The 16,071-nt window shown below is 31.3% G+C and carries 22 protein-coding genes; 17 read left to right on the top strand and 5 right to left on the bottom strand.

The genetic code is table 11. The features are described 5' to 3' along the window. Nucleotides 1-28 precede the first annotated feature (28 nt). Genes JNUCC52_RS03665 through JNUCC52_RS03655 form a run of 3 tightly spaced genes read right to left on the bottom strand, consistent with a single transcriptional unit; the run spans nucleotide 29 to nucleotide 2,181 of the window. Entirely contained in the window at nucleotides 29-481 is a 453-nt protein-coding gene (locus JNUCC52_RS03665) for a hypothetical protein (protein ID WP_337981435.1), read from the bottom strand. Continuing rightward, entirely contained in the window at nucleotides 481-1,299 is an 819-nt protein-coding gene (locus JNUCC52_RS03660) for an SAR2788 family putative toxin (RefSeq protein ID WP_337982176.1), read from the bottom strand. Before JNUCC52_RS03660 ends, JNUCC52_RS03665 begins: the two co-directional genes overlap by 1 nt. 15 nt (nucleotides 1,300-1,314) lie before the next feature. Further along, nucleotides 1,315-2,181 (bottom strand): S8 family peptidase, encoded by an 867-nt coding sequence (locus JNUCC52_RS03655; RefSeq protein ID WP_217270101.1) that lies wholly within the window; start codon nucleotides 2,179-2,181, stop codon nucleotides 1,315-1,317. 618 nt (nucleotides 2,182-2,799) lie between these two features. Between JNUCC52_RS03655 and JNUCC52_RS03650 the strand changes: the two genes are divergently transcribed. The 9 genes from JNUCC52_RS03650 to JNUCC52_RS03610 all read left to right on the top strand — a co-directional run bounded on the left by JNUCC52_RS03650 (nucleotide 2,800) and on the right by JNUCC52_RS03610 (nucleotide 8,684). Further along, entirely contained in the window at nucleotides 2,800-3,804 is a 1,005-nt protein-coding gene (locus tag JNUCC52_RS03650; RefSeq protein ID WP_337981434.1) for an ABC transporter substrate-binding protein, read from the top strand. A gap of 6 nt (nucleotides 3,805-3,810) precedes the next feature. Beyond that, on the top strand, nucleotides 3,811-5,034 hold the full coding sequence (locus JNUCC52_RS03645) for an MFS transporter (protein ID WP_337981433.1): 1,224 nt from the start codon (nucleotides 3,811-3,813) through the stop codon (nucleotides 5,032-5,034). 365 nt (nucleotides 5,035-5,399) lie between these two features. Further along, nucleotides 5,400-6,248, top strand: a complete 849-nt coding sequence (locus JNUCC52_RS03640) for a helix-turn-helix domain-containing protein (protein WP_337981432.1) — start codon at nucleotides 5,400-5,402, stop codon at nucleotides 6,246-6,248. 180 nt (nucleotides 6,249-6,428) lie between these two features. After that, entirely contained in the window at nucleotides 6,429-6,602 is a 174-nt protein-coding gene (locus JNUCC52_RS03635; RefSeq protein ID WP_337981431.1) for a helix-hairpin-helix domain-containing protein, read from the top strand. 4 nt (nucleotides 6,603-6,606) lie between these two features. After that, on the top strand, nucleotides 6,607-6,774 hold the full coding sequence (locus JNUCC52_RS03630; protein WP_172771295.1) for a hypothetical protein: 168 nt from the start codon (nucleotides 6,607-6,609) through the stop codon (nucleotides 6,772-6,774). Nucleotides 6,775-7,026: 252 nt separating this feature from the next. Then, complete coding sequence (locus JNUCC52_RS03625) at nucleotides 7,027-7,158, top strand: hypothetical protein (RefSeq protein WP_337981430.1); 132 nt, start codon at nucleotides 7,027-7,029, stop codon at nucleotides 7,156-7,158. Nucleotides 7,159-7,294: 136 nt separating this feature from the next. Beyond that, nucleotides 7,295-7,930 carry a response regulator transcription factor gene (locus JNUCC52_RS03620; protein ID WP_337981429.1) on the top strand — a complete coding sequence of 212 codons (636 nt, stop codon included), beginning with the start codon at nucleotides 7,295-7,297 and terminating at the stop codon, nucleotides 7,928-7,930. Nucleotides 7,931-8,309: 379 nt separating this feature from the next. Then, complete coding sequence (locus tag JNUCC52_RS03615) at nucleotides 8,310-8,435, top strand: hypothetical protein (protein WP_337981428.1); 126 nt, start codon at nucleotides 8,310-8,312, stop codon at nucleotides 8,433-8,435. A gap of 9 nt (nucleotides 8,436-8,444) precedes the next feature. Next, a complete protein-coding gene (locus JNUCC52_RS03610; protein WP_337981427.1) occupies nucleotides 8,445-8,684 on the top strand; it encodes a hypothetical protein in 240 nt (79 codons plus the stop codon). Nucleotides 8,685-8,952: 268 nt separating this feature from the next. On the opposite strand, the gene JNUCC52_RS03605 is transcribed toward JNUCC52_RS03610, so the two are convergent. Beyond that, nucleotides 8,953-9,429 carry a DUF4871 domain-containing protein gene (locus tag JNUCC52_RS03605; RefSeq protein ID WP_172771297.1) on the bottom strand — a complete coding sequence of 159 codons (477 nt, stop codon included), beginning with the start codon at nucleotides 9,427-9,429 and terminating at the stop codon, nucleotides 8,953-8,955. Nucleotides 9,430-10,186: 757 nt separating this feature from the next. Between JNUCC52_RS03605 and JNUCC52_RS03600 the strand changes: the two genes are divergently transcribed. The 7 genes from JNUCC52_RS03600 to JNUCC52_RS03570 all read left to right on the top strand — a co-directional run bounded on the left by JNUCC52_RS03600 (nucleotide 10,187) and on the right by JNUCC52_RS03570 (nucleotide 15,122). After that, nucleotides 10,187-10,786, top strand: a complete 600-nt coding sequence (locus tag JNUCC52_RS03600) for a hypothetical protein (RefSeq protein ID WP_337981426.1) — start codon at nucleotides 10,187-10,189, stop codon at nucleotides 10,784-10,786. Between the two features lie 59 nt (nucleotides 10,787-10,845). Beyond that, the gene (locus JNUCC52_RS03595; protein ID WP_172771299.1) at nucleotides 10,846-11,247 is read left to right on the top strand and encodes a hypothetical protein; all 402 of its coding nucleotides are present in this window, start codon (nucleotides 10,846-10,848) and stop codon (nucleotides 11,245-11,247) included. 83 nt (nucleotides 11,248-11,330) lie between these two features. Next, a complete protein-coding gene (locus JNUCC52_RS03590; RefSeq protein WP_337981425.1) occupies nucleotides 11,331-12,146 on the top strand; it encodes a hypothetical protein in 816 nt (271 codons plus the stop codon). After that, a complete protein-coding gene (locus JNUCC52_RS03585; protein ID WP_337981424.1) occupies nucleotides 12,136-12,918 on the top strand; it encodes a hypothetical protein in 783 nt (260 codons plus the stop codon). Before JNUCC52_RS03590 ends, JNUCC52_RS03585 begins: the two co-directional genes overlap by 11 nt. 3 nt (nucleotides 12,919-12,921) lie before the next feature. After that, nucleotides 12,922-13,707 (top strand): hypothetical protein, encoded by a 786-nt coding sequence (locus tag JNUCC52_RS03580; RefSeq protein WP_337981423.1) that lies wholly within the window; start codon nucleotides 12,922-12,924, stop codon nucleotides 13,705-13,707. Nucleotides 13,708-13,710: 3 nt separating this feature from the next. Continuing rightward, nucleotides 13,711-14,388 (top strand): ABC transporter ATP-binding protein, encoded by a 678-nt coding sequence (locus JNUCC52_RS03575; protein ID WP_172771302.1) that lies wholly within the window; start codon nucleotides 13,711-13,713, stop codon nucleotides 14,386-14,388. 371 nt (nucleotides 14,389-14,759) lie between these two features. Further along, nucleotides 14,760-15,122 (top strand): hypothetical protein, encoded by a 363-nt coding sequence (locus JNUCC52_RS03570; protein ID WP_337981422.1) that lies wholly within the window; start codon nucleotides 14,760-14,762, stop codon nucleotides 15,120-15,122. Between the two features lie 76 nt (nucleotides 15,123-15,198). Here JNUCC52_RS03570 and JNUCC52_RS03565 read toward each other — a convergent pair whose 3' ends face one another. Further along, nucleotides 15,199-15,393, bottom strand: coding sequence for a hypothetical protein (locus tag JNUCC52_RS03565; protein ID WP_172771304.1), 195 nt, complete (start codon nucleotides 15,391-15,393; stop codon nucleotides 15,199-15,201). Between the two features lie 258 nt (nucleotides 15,394-15,651). On the opposite strand from JNUCC52_RS03565, the gene JNUCC52_RS03560 reads away from it, so the two are divergent. Then, nucleotides 15,652-15,900, top strand: coding sequence for a hypothetical protein (locus tag JNUCC52_RS03560; RefSeq protein ID WP_172771305.1), 249 nt, complete (start codon nucleotides 15,652-15,654; stop codon nucleotides 15,898-15,900). Nucleotides 15,901-16,071: the final 171 nt, after the last annotated feature.

Here is a 16,071-nt window from a genome sequence, read left to right as displayed (position 1 = left end):
CCATCTATTCACAAATGTAATCGTTATTTTATTTAGTTTTACGTTGTAATTCATTAAGGGAACTTTTCGCGGTTTTATTCGAAGGGTCTAGAGCCAATATTTTATGACAAATTTCAATTGCTTGTTCATCACTCACTAATTTATCAGGAACGATATTAAGGAATAATAAATGTTCTAAACTAAATGTATCTTGTTCATTGGTTAGTTCAACAGCTCTTTGTGCGTGATAGAGAGCACAATGATAGGCACCTTCGATATGTGTTAAAGCATTTACAAATAAAGAAAAGACAAGATTGTGTAACTCCGCTGATTCTTCTTTCATTAATAAATAATGTAGAAAGGTATAATTAATCATATTACCATTTTCATAAGCACTTGATATTAGTTCATCATGAAAATGTTGTAAATCGTTTGTGTGATATAACTCTTCAGCATCTATAAATTTGAAAGCTAAAATCAAATTTTCTAATTTTTTAGACATTATTTATTCACCCACGCATTACTAATGTGTATTTTTCCATTTTCTCTAACAAATGTTACTGTAATTTTATTACCATTCAACATTAATGTCTTCTCTCTTGCAAATAACCCATACGGACCCTCTTTTCCATATCGCATCACTTGAGAAATGACCTTTGCTATGTCATCCCAATTATTCTTAGTTACTTTATGCCAATCATGCTTTGCTGCCATAATGTGATGGCGTTTATTATTATCTAATCTTGCTACAGAAGGTAATACTTTATCAAAACTTTTACTGCGAATGGCATTAGTTACAGCTTTTTTACCATATCTTTTAATCGCATAAGAAATACCATATCTTGCTACGGCGGCTATAATGGCAAATGGTAAAGCAGAAGATTGTGCTTCTAAAGTATCGATATCATAAATATCGCCAGTAGATTGATCAACAAAAGTTGCTGAGAAATCCTGTCCTTCACTTGTATGTACGATTACTTCATATTCATGAGAGATTTTTTCTCCATCTTCTTCTACTGTACCATGCAATAAAATGGATTCAGTCAATAGATCATAATATATTACCGTTGATACATGAACATCTGTTGTGTAGATGTCAGTATATATTGTGACCAAATTATTATCTTCTTCAACATTTAAATCTAATTGTTCAGTATCATCTATCCCGAGCTCTTGTAATATTTCATTTTCTACTTCAAACGTATTATATTCGATCGTGTTTGCTTCATCATTTGCGTAAGATTTGAGTGGATCAACACTTGGCACAAGAGAAATTAGCATTGTTATTACAATTAATTTAATTAAGAATTTTTTCATTATTCATTACTCCTTTTCCTAATTAAGTTGTATAAAACCATGTCCATATTCTTCGTCAAATCCAGGTAGTCCTAAATCTTTCACATAAGGTGCTAAAAGGCTGTTTAAATTAGTACTATTAATCTTTTCATTAGTGTTTCCAAGTATATAAGCAATAGAGCCCGTAACGAAAGCTGTAGCAAAAGATGTCCCATTAAATATGCTGTAGCCACCATTTTTATCAGTAGATAAGATGTTTTTTCCTGGTGCGGCGTAATCGATTTTACCCTTACCAGAGTAGCTATAGATTGTGAAATCAGATTTTAATGCAGAAACTGAAATGACACCTTCGTATTTTGCTGGATAATCTACCCTTAATCCTAATGTGTTTCCAGAAGCAGCTACAATAATAATTCCATTTGCTAAAGCTTTCTTTATAACATTTTCAAATTCCAGATTATTTGTCTCAAATCCAAAGCTGATATTAATAATATCGACCTCATTTTTGATACTCCATTCGATACCATTGATAACTGTTTGAAAGTCACTTTTACCTTGGCTATCTAAAACTTTTACATTATAAATTTCTACATTGTCCTTTGCGATTCCGGAAAAGCCCATTTTATTTTGAGATGAACTGATAATTCCGGCAATTGCTGTACCATGGTTTAAATCATCAATTGGATCTTGATCACTTTGGATAGCGTTGTAAGAAGCAACTATCTTATTTTTCAAATCATCATGAGGGGAAATACCACTATCCAAAATGGCCACTTTAACCTTTTTATTAGTTGGTTTTTCACTATTTACAGAAGTTGATAGAACCTCATGATACCCCCAAATTGCACTGTCTTCATATCCCTTAAATTTTAGAATGGAATAACCTATAAGGAATGCTAGTAACAATATAAAAAGCACAACTGCAATGCGTTTTTTAATATTTTCATCACCCTTTCATGTCCGTATACTATTTTGAAATTTGGCTTCTAAAACTAAATAAACTTGGATATTGGTGATTTGACTAATATCCTAATTTAATACTTCTATATTAAACGGTCATTATTTGAATTTTTTAAAATATGCGTAAAAGAATATTTAAAATAGTTTCTACGATTTTTTCTTGTTGGTTATTAGAACTTAGGATGAAATGTTGAAGTAGATCTTTTATTTTGAATTTTTAGTATTCTTTTAGGAATATTTTGTTTGATTTTTCTAAAAATATTGTATATTTATTTTTAATCAAAGGAGGTGAAATAATGAAGATAACAGTTGAAGAAATAGAGACAATTGAGCTTTCTCAAAAAGGAACAAGTAGTACAAGTTATGGTTGTGATGATAATATAAGAGTTTCTTAATGTATGAAAACTTTTAAAAATTTGAAAAACGAATTCACTTTATGTGAATTTGTTTTTCTATCTGGGGGAGATTTAATGGATATAGAAAAATTAGAAATGGAATCTCGAAAAACTGACGATAGTTTCACACTTTGGAATAGTACCTGATAAGTTTTTTAAACAACGCCTATTGTTACCTATTCTTCCTAAACATATTTTTGAAAATATTGATTTAGCATCATTTTATTCTAATAAATATAATAAAAATTATACAGGATGTGGTCCTTATAAATTAACAAAAATAGAAGGCAATAAATACTACTTTGACCGAAATGATACTTTTCATTTAGGTGCCCCCAAAATTAGAAATATGGTTATTCAAACAGGAAATATAGAGGTATTAGAACAACTGTTATTAGAAGAAAAATTAGATTTTACAACCCTTCCAATCAGATTTTTATCTAAAAAAGATATATATATAAATTCAACTTATAATTTCTACCCGTTAACAAAACCAGAAATCATTTATATAGCATTAAATCATAGAACTGAATTTTTCAGTAGTAAAGAAAATAGAAACTATATTTACAGATTTATTGACAAGAAAAAAATAATAAACAATGTGTACAAGGGATTTGCGGAAAATGTTAATCAATTTTATCCTAAATTATTGGAAAGATATAAAAATGAATGCTATCAAGAGGATACGAGATATACTAAATATGAATATCCATTAACTTTAAAACTTGGTTATTTTATTAATAATGAAGAACATGGATTAATAGCCAAAGAATTGGTTAAAGACTTAAAAGTTAAAGGTATAGACATTATTCTTAAAGAATTTGATTCGAATAGTTGGATAAATGAATTTAGAGAAAATAAGCTAGATATGTTTATAATCACACAAACTTTAATGCTCCATCCTGATCCATCATATGCTTTTGGTGAAAAGGGTATCATTAACGAGATTATAGGGTGGGAAGACGAGGAGAATCTTAACTGGATTAAAAAAGGTTTGGAGATAGACCCAATTTATTTCAAACAATGGTCTAAATATATTGGCGAACAATTACCTGTTCTTTTTATATGTAGCCCATACGATGTTCAAATTATTAATAAACGGATAAGAAATATTAGGCCAGATCCTAGAGGAGTTTTATGGAATATACATGAATTAGAGAAAATCGAGGAGTGAGGAAGAATGAAATTCATTCCAAAAGTTTATTTTATTAATAAACAGTTTACACAAGTTTTTTATGCCCAATTTCTATCAGGTCTTGCAGATAAAATTATACTCTTTATTTTACCTCTTTGGATTTTAGAAGTAACTAGATCATCCATCTTCGTATCCATTTTAAGTGCTAGTAGTACAATCGCTATCATAATTCTTTCACCTTTTATGGGGACATTTGTCGATAGATTATATAAAAAAAGTTTAATGCTTGTCGCAAATAGTATAAGATGTATGTTATTAATCTTACTTGCCGTTATTACTATTTTGGGCTATTTTGAGTTTTTGTATATACTCCTTATTTTTATTGTCTATTCATTTGGCAGTACGTTACATTCACCAGCAGCCAATGTTGCGCTTACAATTATTGTCAATGAAGACGAGCTACAGGAGGCTGTAGCTCTCAGACAAACATCAAATCAACTGGAAGGTATTTTAGCGCCAATGTTAGGTGGGCTGTTATTTAGTGTGTTTAGTCCTGGTAACTTCTTTCTTATTAATGGATTGTGCTTCGTTCTTTCTCTTCTTATATTGTTGACTTCAAAAATTACAGAACAGCATAAAGCTAAATCAAAACAATCTTTTCTTGTAGATTTAAAGGAAGGAATGTCTATTCTTTTTCAAGAAAGGATATTAAAAACCTTTCTTTTTAGCGCTGCTATAATCAATATATTAGGTGCAACAATTATATTAACACTACGTGTAATTGTTATTAATATGGAAGTAAGCTCATTATGGTGGAGCATTATTTTTGTTGGCTCACCTGTTGGGGTGCTAATCGGGGCTGTTATGTCAATGAAATTGAAAGTACAATCCAACATATTTATTTACGGGTTTATATGTTGTGCCGTCATGGGGTTTTTTAATATATTGATGAGTCTAGCTAATACGCCACTTGTGCTAACGATTTTTTACTTTTTATCTGGTATAGCATTTGGTATGGGGAATACCTATTTTGGCATAATGTATAGAAGAAAAATTCCTGTTGAAAAGCAAGGAAGATTTTTTGGATTTTTAAGTGCTGCCTTATTAATATCCATTCCAGTCGGACAAGTCATGACGGGTGTGTTACTGGATTCTAAAAATCCAAACCTTGTTATGGGGATATTGGGCTTACTAACTGTTGTTACTGCATTAGTCTCGTTAAAAATATTAAGTGGAGAACAAAAGAATAATATTGGACATTCGGCTTGATTGTGTTGCGTAAAGTACTTCATGTAATTAATATGCTTTGCAAGCCTCTACTTTATAGAGGTTTGCAAAGCTCTTAGCTATGGACAACAAAAAAACGCCAATTGTACAATAAAGGAAAACTGGTCATCGATGATGATGTAATCAGTTGCTCAATCTTTCATTCTAACCAGGGGAGAGGGGCTTTATGGTCTTTAAATTAGCTTCCTGTCCCAGTGCCGACTAACCAAAGTGTTGAAGTTGCTTTTTTGAAATCTCCTACATCATTCAATTTAATCACCCCCTTGTAAATTATATGATTGCATACATTTCAATCGTTTTAGCTAAATATTCATAAAAGAATATTTTGTAAAGGAGTGAATGTCAACGTGAAAGGCTATGGTGAAACAACAAAACAAATTAGGATTGGCAAAGGGTATACACAAAAACATGTGGCAGCTAACTTATTAACACAAGGTGCGTTTTCCAAGTTTGAAAATAAAAATACCGACATCAACTTGGCAACGATGCATGGGATATTAAATCGTCTAGGTATTACATTTGAGGAATTCTTTTATATACAACATGGCTATCAATATAGTACACGTGATGAAATCATCACTCAATTTTATCGGTTATCGTTTAACGAAGAAACAGTACTTAGAGGGCTATCAGAGAAGTGCCAACAGTATTTAAGAGATTTTAAGGAAGATCAACAAGTTTTTCATATTTCGATTATTTTAGAAGCACTCATCATTTTAGCTAAAACGGGCGATTTTGAGCGAGCGAAGAAAATGGTTGAACCCGTTTGGCGCGACTTATCTAAACGTAATCAGCTCTATATTACTGATTTATATATGTTGAATGCGATATTATTTTTATTCCCTTTACCAACAGTCCTTCAAATAAAACAATTTGCTTTACGACATCTCGCTTTATATGGAAACTTTCGTCAAGTGTCTCGCTTACAAATTAATATTTCAATGAATATTGCTTTACTATTAATGAAAGATAATAAGTTTTCCAAAGCCCAAAGAGAAATTTTAAACGCTATATATTTATGCAAAAAAGAGCATGATTTTATCCTTCTTGCAATTTGTTATGTAAGGAAGGGTATCTGTTTGAATCAACTTAGTCTTTTGGGTGAAAAGTGGATTAGGAAGGGAGTAAATATGTTAATAACACTCGAGCAATTTACATTATTAGAAATGGTAGAAGAAGAAATAAAACAGTACTAGACTAGAAGATGAGGAATTGCATTTCATCACCACCACTTGCATAATAAAGCAGGGGAGTAGTCCAACCGAGATATTTACTTCTATTAAGCCTTGATTAGGATTGTACAGCACTAGTTATACTTCTATTAAGTAAAACTAATAAGAAATTGAGAATTTTTGAAGAAGAAAGGATGTGCTGATATGACAGAATGGCCAAAAGGCGTTGCTAAGCCTGCAATTCGTGCATTGAAAGCTGCTGGATATACACAATTGCAACAGCTAAAAGAGGTCGATTTAGAGAAATTAAAAAATTTGCATGGAATGGGTCCCAAGGCGCTCGCTGCAATTGAAGCAGCATTAAAAGAAAGTAGGTAACATATTGAATAAACTTAGATTGTTTTTATTAGCAATGGCCATCTATTATATCTTTGTTATTTTTGTTGTCAGTAAGCTAGTTATCTTTCCAATTATTAAGGTTTTGATGCTTGTTTTCTTTATAGGTGCAGGGTTTATATTTACAAGAAGGATGCGGAAGAAATTACAGTAGATTTTGTTCGTAATAAATAAGTTTAGATAAGTACATAGGTGTGTTCGGTATTCACAATTTCATTTCAATCAATAGGCTGGAAAAGTACTATAAACCATGTCTAAACATTGTAAGATAACATGTGATAACAAGGAAACAGTCGATTGAAAAGGTAAAGAACCTTCAATTGACTGTTTTTTTTGATTGCGTTTCACGTTTTCTCAAATCACATGGTATAAGGATGTTTAAGAAAAAATAGGTGGAAGGGAAAAAATGAAATATGTAATCGCTTTATATGTAATGATGATGCTAATTGTTTTTGTAAATTTAATCAGTGAATTTATTTTAAGTGGTCGTTATTCAGCCATTGCTAGTTGGATTATTTTTTCTTGTTCTTTTTCTTAACTATCTTTTTTGCAAATGCTAGATACTATTTAAGGAAGTATGGTAAGTAGTATTAGAAATACAACTTAAAAAATGTGGTTGATACTATAAATGTTTCGTAACTATAAATGAAAACTATTCGAAGGAAGGGATACGATTGATTTCAGTTTTAGTTGTGGATGATCATCCAATTGTTTTAAAAGGTTTAAAAACGTTGTCTCTGGAGATAGAAGATATAAATATTGAAATCGAGAAGAATTCACATAAAGTTATTGATAGAATGCAAGAGGAAGAATTCCATGTATATTTAATTGATGCTTGTATTGCTACAAATAACAATCTAGAACTTACGACAGAAATTAAAGCAAAGCAGGGACAAGCCATTATTATTTTATATACGACAAATGATGTTTGTTCGTATTTTTCCCTACTAGTTGAGAAAAAAGTGGAGGGCATTCTTGTAAAAACAGCTCCTATTGAGCAAATCATCTCAACAATTCGTTTAAGCATTCAAGAGAAAATCGTGGTTCCAACTGATTTTTTAGATTATATAAATGAAAAACTAAATGATCGTTATGCTAATTTAAAGCTAACACATCGAGAAATAAAATTACTGCAGATGCTAATGAAGGGCTACCCAAATAAGAAAATCGCAGCAATATGCAATGTTTCTGTGCGTACGGTAGAACGCCATTTATCACAACTTTTTAGCCTGTTAGGTGTATCTACAAGACTAGAAGCGGTTGAGGTTGCAAAAGAGAAACAATTGCTTGATGAATTTAAAGATATTTGATGATAAAAGTGTCGAGGTAAATCGGCACTTTTTTAATTTCTTTTCAGCTACACAAATCACTTGTCATTGGCAACGACTAGAAGCTAAAAAGCTCGAACTTGGGGTATTTAGAAGACTGTTAAGTAAGGAAATGTAATCGTGACCGACAGAAATTTTGACGGTACCGACAATAATATTGTCGGTTAAAATGTCGGTTGGTAAGGGGATATGATTAATTTAACTCGAGTAGAAGTGTGCTATAGCAGATAATATCATAATAAAGTAAAAAATCTTGATTTCCACGAAAATTGATTTTATACACAGATGGCAATTGTTGGAACTAAGACATATAGTTATATTTTTTATACATTATATTAAACAAAGTAAAGGGGAAATGTATATGATTAAAAATGCTGCTGGGGCAATAACAGCTTTATCGGTTGCATGTGGATTAGCATGTATAGGTACAGCAGGTGTTGGGTGTATCCCTTGCTTGTTAGGAGCTGGCTTAGCTCTGAAGGAGTAGTAGCTTATTGTGCTTTTAAAGTCAGAGCAAATGCATGATGAAAAATTTCCAAAAAGAGGTGTTATTCTAATTATGATTAAAAATATTTTTTCATTGATTATTATGATTTGTGGGCTTTTAGTGGGTTTAACTTTACTTGATATTATTCACCTACCGTTGTTCTTTCCTTATGCAGGAATAATTATTAGTACAACCGTTATATTAATCATTCTCTTCAAAAATAGAAGGAATCTAGCAAATAATGAATGATAGAATTTAAACAAGCAACTTCACATTGATATGCTCCTCATTAGGTAGACAGATTAAAAATATGTTTATCAAATGAGGAGCGTCTGGTATCATGTACTTACTTTTCAAGCAATAAAAACTGTTAAAGATGCTATTCCAGCTTAACTTATATGAACAAAATATAAGTAGTAAAAATCCAAGTTGCTGAAAAGAAGGCTTTGAGCAAGTTAGCCAACAATTTTAGTAATTTGAATTTGCACTTTAAAACTAAACTTTTAATATTCTTTTCTTATTCATTTATGTCATAAATCAAGATATCAAACAATTTTTCATCTGTATAAAGTAGTATCGCCCATTGTCCTTTTTCTGGTATTTTAACGCCTGATGGGGCGTGGGCATCTGCTCCATTATTTGCTCCTCCAAGGTCTATTGTCCAGCCAGTTGTTAATATTTGATGGACCGTTCCTGTTTCTTTGTGATAACCTACCACCGTTAACTTTGTTTCTGTAGGATTTTCAATTCCCCAAAGATGCCACATCCATTTTTGAACATTTAAGCTTGGCGCGCCTGCACCTATAACGCCTGACTTATTTTCATTTCCAATAATATTGTTATTGAATGTCACCGCTTTTTTATCCCAATCAATCTTTTCCAAATCACTTACTTCAACAAAATTAGGAATGCCTTCGGGTAGCGATATCTTTTTGTTTGTTTCATTTGATGTACAAGCTGCTAAGGATAATAAGCTTAAAAAAACTAACATCATCGGTAATTTCCTTATCATATTAATTTTAATTTCCCCCTTTAAAGAACTAGACGAATGGTTATAGAAATAGTTTCTTTGTTTTCTAACAATTGTAAAATTTACGGTGCGAGACAGAATAAATGCCGAATCTCTAATGTGATGGGATAAAGCAATAACTATGCGTTTGAGAAAGGAAGGATGAAATAAAGCAGTAATCTTCATTTAATTCTAAAAATGCTATTAATAATGATTTAGGATATTCGACTTCAGACAAAAATAGCTCATAATCTTGGGATTACTCAACAAAATATAAAATGTATCTGTATTATCTCGGTTTTTTGAGGTTTGGAACGCTACGCCAAGTAGTAGCTATCTGACTAAATTCAAACTATGGGGGTACTATCACTATAATCATTTTTCTATTCAAAGAATGTTATGTAAATAAGAAATTTTTTAAGGTTGAAGATGGTAATAATAATGCGAGGAGACTAACTTAAGCAATATTAAAGCGAACGATAAACATTTGATAATCGAAGCATTTGAGATTGTGATGAAAAACATTTAATATTCTTTTTCCAATTCCGTTTTGCGTTAATATTTTGAGTAAAATATCAGATGAGAAATAGGTTGCAACCGATAGAATTCTTGACGGTACCGACAAAAATATTGTCGGTTGAAATGTCGGTTATGGACAAGATAAAATTTAATTAACAGATTATCGAAAGGAGAATTTATATGCCCTAAAATTAATAGAATTATTTTTGCTGTTTTTGCACTTTTGTTAACGGTAGTTTTTGGGTGCCTAATTGTATTAGGCAAAGAAAGTTATGCAGTAAGCAGTGATAGGATTGAACTTGTATATGCTGTAGGTAAAGTGTTAGATGAAATGCCTGAGATAGCATATAAACTTCTAGTAACTAAAGATAATGATTTAAATTTAGCCTCAGTAGTAGAATCGTTAGATAACAAAAAAGCAGAGTTTCGATTAAAAGTCCATAATGAAATGAGTAATTTGAAACATGATAATGCTTACTTGGAAAAAGTCGCTATAGAGGAAACAGAAAGATATTTAGACGCAATTCGAATCGCTGAAGAGATTTATGGTGTAAGTGTTACGCAAGAGGAAGTAAATCATTATATCGATACAAATGTTGCAGATGTCGTGTTGCCCGAAAAAGAACGCTATGCTAAGGCATTAGGGATATCGCTTTATGATTTAGATTATAGTTTTGATCGAGATTTTTATGTTATGGACACGTTATGGGATAAATTAATGCCCGTTTTACTAGAGCGATACCCCCGAGAGGATGGGGAGGACCCTAATATATATTTAGACAGAATAAAAAATGAATTTTATAGCCATTCTTCAATTAGCTGACAACTATATATTAATAGAAATGCTATCAATATAATTTTTGCTAATAAGGAGGAGTCTTCATGAAAAAGATGAAAGCTTTATCAGTATTAGGATTATTTTTAATGATGGTTTTGGGAGCAACAGGGGTAAGTGCATATAATGCCAAATTTAGCTTTGATATGAATACTGGCCTCTTCCATGGAAAGGTATTTACAACTCCAGCGTACAAGTATACAAAAGATGAAGATCCATTTCTTCAAGTTGATTATATTGAATCCAGTGTACGCACAAAATTTATGGTAGTAAACTCCAATGGTGATGCCAGAAGCTCAACGTTGACAACTCGCTCAGCAACTTCAAGTTTATTAAATAATCTAGGAATGGCACAAAACCATCAGTATCGTATGAGCATACAAACTGATGATGGAAGTTGGTATAACAGATACAATGTTAGAGGAGCTTGGAACCCCGATTCCTATTAATATCTACTGAAAAGGTTTCCTCCATATTGTTATGGAGGGAAACCTTTTAGTTTAATATTTTTTAAGAATAAGTGGTGATGACAATGATAAGGAGAGAATTAATGCGGGCTATCTACAATAAAAGAATGGCTTTAGTTATTGTGATTATGTTCATTTTGTCCTATTTTTCAGCTTATGGTTCTTTATTAAGTTCTCACTTTTTTATTGATAGGGAAGCAGATGACTTAACTCCTGAAAATCTAAAATATCTACTTGAAGTTGGTGGAAATACATATCATATTTGGCTTGATAGTTTCCATTATACACAAATAGTATTTGTATTAGCGGCAATCTATCCTTACGCTGCCTCTTTTGTAGATGAGAAAAGGGGAAATTTTCATTATTTTTCTATTATTCGTATGGGTCATTTTAAATATCGTTTCAATAAATTATTTGCCAATGGCGTTGCTGGTGGTTTGGCATTAATTATACCGAATGTTCTTTTTTTCTTAGTAATGAGTGCTTTTTTTGAAAATAAAATTCTTTATCCATTTGAAATTCAGCCAGACGGTTTGTTAGATAATCTATTTGCTTTGACTCCTTTGCTTTATATCCTGTTTGTTTTAGCCATTCATTTTGCTTTAGGTTTTTCTATAGCTATTTTCACTATGGGAATAACAAGTTTCTTTTCAAAAATTGTTTATGTTTATGCTATTTCTTTCGCACTTTACTTAACATTTGATATTTTCATTTCTAATTTTTATGGACTAGAAAAATATGCTTTAACTAAAATCTATTACGTCATATCAAATATAGAATTACATGGTAGTGATGTTGTCATGATTAATCTACTTTTAATCTTACTAGGAACAGTAGCATTTTATCTAAATAATAAATGGGAGTTGAAAAATGGAAGCTAATTTCTTAAAAATCACTTGTAAAAGAATTTTAAAGAGTAGAAAGTTTCTATGTATATTAATTTATTTTCTAATTCTTCCGTTCATTGTTTTATTGATGAATGACTGGTCTGTTGATAGTAACAATTGGAATGGTGTGTTTTTTATCTTTGGCAATAGGTATATCTATTTTTTATTAATTGCTCCAGTGTTTCTTATTTGTCTCTATGATCTTGCGAATGAAGGTAACCTGCGATATTGCGCAGGGAGACTACATACAAAAGCTACTTTATTAAAAGTTCAAATAATGGCAATGATTTTCCTAAGCGTATTTCTACCGATATATGTGTTTGGCGTAGTTATTATAGAAGCTTTTTTAGTGCTTGGAGGAAGATCCGAATGGAGCAAAGAAACCGAATGGGGACTTGATCCATATACGCTTTTTTTCCTCGATCTCTCACCAATTATTGTAATTAGTCTTTTTGCAGTGAAGTTTTTTGTGACACTTTTTTTTATAGGGAGTTTTTATTTGTATTGGCAAAGTATAACGAAAAGACAGTACAAGAGTTTAGGTATGAGTATAAACTTTTTCCTACTACTTTTTAACTCAATTGTAAATTTATACAATATCCCTATATTAAAGCTACTAGATTTAAGTTTTGTAAGTATCTATTATTTAAACCCACATGAAAATACACTTTTGCTACGTTCATTCATGTTGTATGTTCCTTTTATTATATTAAGTCTAGGTTTCTTATTCTTTTCTGTGCGTCTGTCTAAAGGGGTGAATTACTAACGAATGACTTTCCGCTTACTGTCAATTATTCGATACAATCTTTGCTTTATTTACAAGAAAGCATTCTTCATTTTAGGTTGGATGACAGGGATTTTCATTTTTCATACATTATTTAATCGGAGTGACTTGTATCATTCTGCGATGGATTTTTATTTAGTAAGTATTGGGTTTATGCCACTTGAAAATTTACATTTTATTCAAATTTTCATATTGTTACTTCCCTATATCGCAATGGCGATAATTGTAGATATATACATAGCCCAAATGATGGGGAAGCATGCAATCAATTGTTTATTAAGAATTAAGAAGCGTGTGCTTTTTATAGTTCTCCATGTTTTGTCCCTCTATTTGATTATCTTTGCAATGCTATATATCTATTATTTAATGTTGCTGATTAGTTCGTTTTCTTTATATGAACGAACTACGCAGATCACTGAGGCATTTTTCTCTTGGCTAGACCTCCCACAGGAGGACATACTTCAAAGGCTTTTACTTCCTGCATTTTTTGGACAATTTATAGGTGCGTTTTGTATTTCATGTGTACAGCTTGCAGTTTCAATTAAATTTAACCGACTAAGCAGTGGTTTTATTTTCGTTGTATTCCTCTATTTTTTTCAATTAGTTTTTCCATTTATTTTAGGTCAGCATGCATTTGTTGCTAACATTCTAAAAAATCATGGAACGTACTTTTACTTTCTATTTATACAATTTGTGATCATTGGTATTTCTGTAGGATATCTTTATGTCACTAGCAAGAAGAATACATTATTCTTTTCGGAAAGGGGTTAAACGATGGACGATTTAGTTTTAGAAGCAAAAGATGTATCTAAATCTTTTAAAAAGCAAATCATTTTCCATTCTGTATCTTTGTCTATAGAAAAGGGCAAAGCATATGGCTTTATTGGTCATAATGGGTGTGGAAAATCCATTTTATTTAAAATTCTTAGTGGCCTCATTGCCCCTGATAGTGGTGAAATTAAAGTATTTGGACAAAAACTTGGAAATGAAGTGGATTTTCCTAAAAATACAGGAATCATCATTGAGACACCTCAATTTCTAGAAGACTATTCTGGAATTAAAAATTTGCGTTACTTAGCAGCCATTCAAAATAAAATAAGCGATACTACGATTAAGGCTACACTTGAGAGAGTGGGGTTAGATCCTAAAAATAGGCAACCTGTAAAAAAGTATTCTTTAGGTATGAAACAAAAATTAGGGATTGCACAAGCGATTATGGAGGGACCTTCTTTACTTATTCTTGACGAGCCATTTAATGGACTTGATAAAACAAGTGTCCAAAACATTCGTACATTATTGCTTGAACTGAAGAAAAAAGGAGTAACGATTCTTCTGACAAGCCATATGCAAAAAGATATTGAATTGATATGCGATGAGGTTTTTGAATTTAATGATAAAAAATTAAAAAAACTAAAGGTTAATGAATTAAGCAATGAAGACGAACATTTTTGACATCATCAAAGTTTCAACCGTTCATAATGCTGTAAATGAAGGCTACCGACTAAAATTTTGTTATGTGCGAGATACGATGAAAGTAAGTTAAGTATTTTAGAAAGGAGTATGATTAAAAATGTTTTCTCTGTTTTTTTAGTACTTTGTGGTCCTTTAAATAAAAACTTCCTTTAATATGGTGTCGAATAACTTATTAAATGAAGGCAATTTCACAAAGTTGCTCACAATTTCAGCGGTGATAAGACTTTACACTGAGTACAAAGAACAGATGATGTGGTAGAAATTCAGTTTATTGAAATGGATAAATGTTTAAGGTTTAGATAAATAAAGAACTTTAATCATTCAATATTAATTTAGAGAGGTGGTTGCTGATGTTTGGTAAGGTAGATGACGGTAAAAAGATTGTGCGTGAGGATATCTATAAAGTATTGGAGGAAATAGCGCAGACCGATGAAAATATACGTGAAGCACTTCAAGCATGGGAAGAAATCAGTCAAGATCCAGATAATATTATCGCTTACCAATCACGGGTCAAGTATTTGCTAGATGAAGAGGCTAAAATGGAAGATGCAAAATACTACGCGGAACAAGAAGGAATAGAAAAAGGAATAAAACAAGGGATAGAAGGCATTGCGAAAAAGATGATTTTAAAAGGGAATAGTGATAGAGAGATTATAGATTTAACTAACTTATCATTTGAAGAGTTACAAGCATTACGCCAAGAGGTTAAATAAAGTAAAAAGCATTCAAGGAAAATTGACGATTCCTTGGATGCTTTTTTGCGTTAAACGAATTTTTTTCAATCCGTTCTTAAACGCCCATTTTTCTACGTGTATTACTTGTTTTTTTCGTTTGTTGGCTTTTCATTTTCTTTGTTGAAGTGTCACCATTCATTTTTCCCTTAGTAGTAGCATTTTTGTTCTTTTTGTTTTCAAGCTGTTGCTTCACGGCTTCTTGCAGAGTCATTTTCTTTTTTGGTGCTTCAGTCTGATTATTTTCTGTCATAGGAGATTCCCCTTTTTGAATATGATTGTTAATAGTTAGTTCCAGTATAATCTATTTTCCGTAATTTGTGAAACTCAGTACAATAAACGGAATTTTAGCTTCGTAACATACATGGCTAAGAAATCTATTTCTGGGGTATAAATTAATAAAGAAAAGCTCTGTGATAATTTACAAATAAATGTTTAAAATATGCATATTTTCATTTGATTTTTCTCATTCTAATATATACAAGCACATCGAAAGGAAGTGGGAAGTATTTTGTACAGCAGAAAACAATTTATCTGGGCTTATTGTATTTCTAGTGTTACTTCAATTATTGGCACAATCGCTATTTTTTTAATATTAGATTATTATCAATATACAGCTGATTTTGGCTTATTTTATAAACTGTTACTTGCATTTATTAGTGGAGGACTTATTGCCTTTGCTTTAGGGCTTATTTTAATGAATTTGTACTTTGAAAGTAGTTTTTCTCACAATAAAAAGAAAGTGAACGATGTGATATAAATGGTAAAGTCGATTGGTCCGAAATATTAGGATTCAATCGACTTTTTATATGTGATCTTACAATTGGGTTTATTTCAAAGAATCCAGACTATTTCAACGATTAGATAGGCACATTGTGGTTCTATACAGAAAATACTTTGATAATATCTAGTTCTGCCTCTTCCTTTACAA

This window comes from Lysinibacillus sp. JNUCC-52 (assembly GCF_015999545.1).
In the GTDB taxonomy this organism is placed as follows: Bacteria; Bacillota; Bacilli; order Bacillales_A; family Planococcaceae; genus Lysinibacillus.
Note: the sequence above shows the minus strand (reverse complement) of the source record. Positions and strands in the feature narration are given on the sequence as shown.

Bases quoted from the DNA above. Each gene is read 5' to 3' on its own strand.
- JNUCC52_RS03665 (WP_337981435.1), bottom strand. From the start codon at position 481: ATGTCTAAAAAATTAGAAAATTTGATTTTAGCTTTCAAATTTATAGAT.
- JNUCC52_RS03645 (WP_337981433.1), top strand. From the start codon at position 3,811: ATGAAATTCATTCCAAAAGTTTATTTTATTAATAAACAGTTTACACAA.
- JNUCC52_RS03635 (WP_337981431.1), top strand. From the start codon at position 6,429: ATGACAGAATGGCCAAAAGGCGTTGCTAAGCCTGCAATTCGTGCATTG.
- JNUCC52_RS03625 (WP_337981430.1), top strand. From the start codon at position 7,027: ATGAAATATGTAATCGCTTTATATGTAATGATGATGCTAATTGTTTTT.
- JNUCC52_RS03615 (WP_337981428.1), top strand. From the start codon at position 8,310: ATGATTAAAAATGCTGCTGGGGCAATAACAGCTTTATCGGTTGCATGT.
- JNUCC52_RS03605 (WP_172771297.1), bottom strand. From the start codon at position 9,429: ATGATGTTAGTTTTTTTAAGCTTATTATCCTTAGCAGCTTGTACATCA.
- JNUCC52_RS03595 (WP_172771299.1), top strand. From the start codon at position 10,846: ATGAAAAAGATGAAAGCTTTATCAGTATTAGGATTATTTTTAATGATG.
- JNUCC52_RS03590 (WP_337981425.1), top strand. From the start codon at position 11,331: ATGATAAGGAGAGAATTAATGCGGGCTATCTACAATAAAAGAATGGCT.
- JNUCC52_RS03585 (WP_337981424.1), top strand. From the start codon at position 12,136: ATGGAAGCTAATTTCTTAAAAATCACTTGTAAAAGAATTTTAAAGAGT.
- JNUCC52_RS03580 (WP_337981423.1), top strand. From the start codon at position 12,922: ATGACTTTCCGCTTACTGTCAATTATTCGATACAATCTTTGCTTTATT.
- JNUCC52_RS03575 (WP_172771302.1), top strand. From the start codon at position 13,711: ATGGACGATTTAGTTTTAGAAGCAAAAGATGTATCTAAATCTTTTAAA.
- JNUCC52_RS03570 (WP_337981422.1), top strand. From the start codon at position 14,760: ATGTTTGGTAAGGTAGATGACGGTAAAAAGATTGTGCGTGAGGATATC.
- JNUCC52_RS03565 (WP_172771304.1), bottom strand. From the start codon at position 15,393: ATGACAGAAAATAATCAGACTGAAGCACCAAAAAAGAAAATGACTCTG.